General features: G+C 57.0%; 1 protein-coding gene. It reads right to left on the bottom strand.

The window, feature by feature from the left end:
• Positions 1-465: 465 nt before the first annotated feature.
• A complete protein-coding gene (locus CQ13_RS43090) occupies positions 466-684 on the bottom strand; it encodes a hypothetical protein (RefSeq protein ID WP_156433725.1) in 219 nt (72 codons plus the stop codon).
• Positions 685-1,005 lie beyond the last annotated feature (321 nt).

Raw genomic sequence — 1,005 nt, forward strand, 5'->3', positions numbered from 1 at the left:
TCGTATTGCCTGTCCTGGAGGCGGCTGCGGGCTGCGCGAGAGCCGGCCATGGCAAGTGACCATTCGGGCAGAAGACTGCCATTGGCTACAAGGGCGAGCGCACAGCGGTCACTTTTGTCAAATTTGTGCTGGTCGGTGTGGCTTTCCGCACTCCTGCCCTTTGTGGCTGGCTGCGCAGCCGTCTGGCTCGTCAATATCCCACTGCTGGACGAATTAACAATCTCGCCAGTTGCCGGGCAGCCCCGCCCTCCCTTTCTCGCTCTGCTTTCTTGGGCGATCAATCGCTTTGGCAAGCCCGGATGAAGACGATTTCGATCGTGACGCCGTATTTCAATGAAGAGTAGAGCATCAGGTATGCCTACGATGCAGTTCGAAATACCTTCAAGGCATGCCAGCGCGAGCATATCTTTTGCGACAATCCGTCGCTCACCATTCTGCGCGAGATCGTCGCCCAGGATTGGCGCATCATATCCTCAACGCCGGCAATTTCGGCCCGATGCGAAACACATACAATGCTTGATGGGCAGTTCGGGCGATGCTGTCTTCCTGTTTCTTCTGGCCGGCCTGCAGGATCCGCCAGAGCTTCTGCCACAATTTGTCGAGCTCTGGGATCAGGGCTATGAGATCGTCTATGGGATCCGTGCCAAGCGCGAGGAAGGGCGTGGCATGCGCTTCCCCCAGCATCGACTGCTAACAAAGTTTTCGGAGCTGGTCGTCCTCAGCGCGTCGGCGACTTCCAGCTGGTGATCGACAGGTCGTCGAAGCCATGCGGCAGGTCCGCGATGGCTATTCTTTCATGCGCATGAAGACTTTCAAGTGCGGCGGGCGATCGACCGGGATTCCTTACACGTGGCGGGTGCACTAAAAAAGGGTATCTCAAAGAAACCGCCTATTGGCGCTCTTCGATCAGGGCATAAATGGGCTTGTCTCGTTCACGACGGCCTCAGTTTGTCGTCCGTGAAGAATGCCGATCTCACGCTGGAATGGTCAGAGCGCCGGGAAAGA

It is taken from the genome of Bradyrhizobium retamae (assembly GCF_001440415.1).
GTDB lineage: Bacteria > Pseudomonadota > Alphaproteobacteria > Rhizobiales > Xanthobacteraceae > Bradyrhizobium > Bradyrhizobium retamae.

Coding starts and splice junctions, on each gene's coding strand:
- CQ13_RS43090 (WP_156433725.1), bottom strand. CDS start 684: ATGCTGGGGGAAGCGCATGCCACGCCCTTCCTCGCGCTTGGCACGGAT.